Here is a 3,414-nt window from a genome sequence, read left to right as displayed (position 1 = left end):
GAATTCGGCGTCAGGACTCCGTCCCGCTCGGCGGTCTCCACCATCTCGGTCGCGGCTTTCAGCTTGATCGAGCCGGCGAAGTTGAAGCCCTCACATTTGAGGAAGAGCGACTGCCCGAAGATCGACCGAAGGTCGACATAGAGCTCCTCTTCGTTGAAGGCGTAGGGAACGGAAATGACGGGCATGATGGCCTCCTCCTCTGCGGCATTGCACCTTCGGAATGTCCATCCGACCGTGGGCGGGCTTCTCGCCTTACCTGTGTTCACCGAGTCGGACGGGGAGTTGGGCTAGGGGCCGCAGTGTGGTACGCGTTGATCTGCGGCGATTTGGCCGCTGATTTCTCGGGGGTCAGCTCCGCATAAGCCTCCTGGTGCTCGGTCAGCCGAGGTTTCGGCCGGCTCATCCATACCGGCTCAGTTCGTGGAAGAAGTCGTCGATGATCTGTAGTTCTCCGGAGCGGACCACCTCGTCGTAGACGTACTTGCCGACGGCGAGGTCGAGCACTCCGAGGCCGAACGGCGAGAACACGGCGGGGCGGTCCGTCGGCACGGTCACCCGCCTGGCCATCACGTCGTCCAAGGTGCCGTGCAGGAAGTCCCGGTTGCCCGTGAGCTGTTCTGCCAGATGCGGCGAGGTGTTGGCCTTGAGACAGTGCTCGACGTCATCGACGATGTTGGCCGATGCCAGCAGGATCTCCGGCGCGAGGTCGCGCAGCGACACATGCAGCACCAACGGATTGTGTGCGAACCACGACAGATCGCTGACATGCGGCTGGGCGGCGACGGTGGCGAAGACCACCAGGTCGCTGTTCCGGATCAGCTGCTCGGCGCTGTCGTGCACGGTGATCCAGCCGGCGGTGCCCGACTGCTCCAGGTACGTGCGGAAGCCTGCCGCGCTCTCGGGGGACAGGTCGTGCACGCCGATCTCGTCGAACGACCAGCCGGTGCCGGCCAGGAAGGCATGGATGTAGCGGGCGATCAAGCCCACCCCGAAGAACCCGACGCGCGTCGGGCGGTGGCGGTCGCGGCTGAGCCAGTCGGCCGCTGACGCGGCTGACGCGGCCGTCCTGGTGGCGCTGATGATCGAGCTTTCCAGGCAGGCGAACGGGTAGCCGGTGTCATGGTCGTTGAGGATCAGCACGGCCGAGGCACGAGGGATGCCTGCCGTCACGTTCTCCGGGAAGCTGGAGATCCATTTCAGGCCGTCCACCCGCACTTCCCCGCCGATCGAGGCGGGCAGCGCGATGATCCGGGAGGAGGGGCGGTCGGGGAAACGCAGGAAGTAGGACGGCGGGTTCACCGAATCACCGGCGCCGTGCAGCCGGTAGGTGGCCTCGACCAACTCCACGATCTCCTTCTCGCGCCCCTGCAGCACGCGCTGAACCTGGGCACCGGGGATCACCGTAAACGGGGCCACGGTGGCCTGCTCGACGATTTCGGACTGCGTCGCGGTAGAGCGGACGGTGGTCATGGGCCAGTCACCTCGATTGTTGGCGAGCAAATGGCTTCGACCCGCAGCATTGGAGGTTTGCCGGGTTTCGTCTCCACGTCGAGCAGTGATGTCGGGGATGAGGACGACATCTCGTTTTCCTTTCAGTCGCGGCTCAGTAGGAAGTCGGCCATTCGGCGGCGCTCAGCACGGTCTTGGCCACCTCGGTCGGACGGGTGCGCAGGAAGTAGTGGCCGCCGTCGGCGAGCTCGTGCAGGTCGACGTGGTCGGCGAGGAGTTGCCAGTCGCGGTACCGGCGTGGGAACTGCGCCGTGCTCGGGTCGTCGGCGGCGACGACGACGGTGACCGGCGCGGACAGCTTCACCGTCGGCGGCGTGTCCAGGGCATCGGCGAAATAGCGATGCGCGGACACACAGTCGTGCCGGAATGCCGCACCGACATGCTCGGCGCGCTGCGCATCCAGCTCACCGAGCTCGGTGTAGCCGCCGTCTGCGCTCAGCGCCGCGGCGATCGCGGCGTTGCTCCGCCCGGCCAGCTCGGTGACGATCTCGGCGTTGCTCCGCCCGGTGAGCTCGGTGATGGCGGCGCGCCGGGCGGTGGCGTCACCGAGCAGCTGCGCGCCGAGGAACACCCGCTGGACGTCCACCCCGCGCTCCTGCAGCTGCCTGGCCGTCTCCATGGCCAATGCGGTGCCCGAGGAGTGGCCCCACAGCAGGATCCTGGTCAGGCCACGCCGGGTGATCTCGGCGATGACCTGTTCAACCACCTCTGCGATCGGCGCGAACGGCTCGCTCCCGCCGGGAGTATCGGAATCGCGCACGTCGACGGCGTAGACCGCTGGTCCGCTGCCCCGCAGTGCATTGGCCAGCGCCTGGAAGTCCATCGCGTCGCCGCCGGCGCAGGGGAAGCCAACCAAAGCCCCTGCTTGAGCACCGTCACCTTCCGTCAGCGGCTGCAGCACGGAGCTCCGGTCGGACCGGCCGTCGACCATCCCGGCCAGATCGGCGAGGACCGGGTGACGGGTGACGTCCTTCAGGGAGACCATTCGGTCCAGCGAGATGGCGAGCCTCACTGCCGACAGTGAGGTGCCGCCGCAGTCGAAGAAGTGGTCCCGCCGACCGATCCGGTCCTGTGGGATGCCGAGGACCTTGGCCCACGTGGCGGCCAGTCGCTGTTCGGTCGGCGTGCTGGGTGCCTGGTAGGCCTCCTCGACTGTGCCGAGTTCTTCGGCGAGTGAGGCCAGTGCTCTCCTGTCGATCTTGCCATTGGCCGTCAGGGGCAGGCTGCCCCGCCAGTGGAAGACCGACGGGACCATGTACTTGGGCAGCGACCCGCTCAGCCGGTCCCGCAGGAAACCGGACTTCAGCAGGAGCGGACCCGAGTAGAAGGCCACCAAGTCCTTGCTGCCGCCGGTCCGTTCGGCGACCACCACCGCGCCGTCGCGGACATCGGGGAGGCGCAGCAGGGTGTTCTCGATCTCGCCGATCTCGATCCGGAAGCCGCGGATCTTGACCTGGGCATCGCGGCGGCCGAGGAACTCCAGCTTCCCCGACGGGTGCCAGCGGCCGAAGTCACCGCTCCGGTAGAGCCGCTGGCCCTTTCGGTGCGGATCCGCCATGAAGGCCAGCCGGGTCCGATCGGCATCGTTGACATACCCGCGGCCGACGCACACTCCGGAGAAGACAATCTCGCCGGGGGCGCCGAGCGGCACGGGTGTGAGGTGTTCGTCGACGACGTACACGTGCACGTTGTTGACCGCGCGGCCGAGCAGGATCCGGTCCGGCACCCGGTCCATGACCTCGTGGTTGGTGTCGTCCGAGGTCTCCGTCAGCCCGTAGGCGTTGACCAGCCTGATCCCGGACTCGGCCGCGAACCAGCGCTCGGCGAGCTCCTTCTTCAGCGCCTCACCGGTCACCGACACGTACCGCAGATCGGGCAGCGTGCGGGGGTGCCGTTCGAGATCGG

2 protein-coding genes and 1 pseudogene are annotated in these 3,414 nt (G+C 67.4%); all 3 read right to left on the bottom strand.

The features are described 5' to 3' along the window. Nucleotides 1–185, bottom strand: a pseudogene (locus AB0D12_RS41025) (2,3-diaminopropionate biosynthesis protein SbnA); the annotation flags it as partial. A gap of 214 nt (nucleotides 186–399) precedes the next feature. Further along, the gene (sbnB, locus tag AB0D12_RS41020; RefSeq protein WP_362695138.1) at nucleotides 400–1,470 is read right to left on the bottom strand and encodes a 2,3-diaminopropionate biosynthesis protein SbnB; all 1,071 of its coding nucleotides are present in this window, start codon (nucleotides 1,468–1,470) and stop codon (nucleotides 400–402) included. A 133-nt stretch (nucleotides 1,471–1,603) separates the two neighbouring features. After that, nucleotides 1,604–3,414 (bottom strand): alpha/beta fold hydrolase (locus tag AB0D12_RS41015; protein ID WP_362695135.1); only part of this gene is annotated, 1,811 nt, incomplete at its 5' end.

It is taken from the genome of Streptomyces sp. NPDC048479 (assembly GCF_040651435.1).
In the GTDB taxonomy this organism is placed as follows: Bacteria; Actinomycetota; Actinomycetes; order Streptomycetales; family Streptomycetaceae; genus Streptomyces.
The sequence above is the reverse complement of the archived record's forward strand: the minus strand, read 5'-3'. Positions and strand labels throughout refer to the sequence as shown.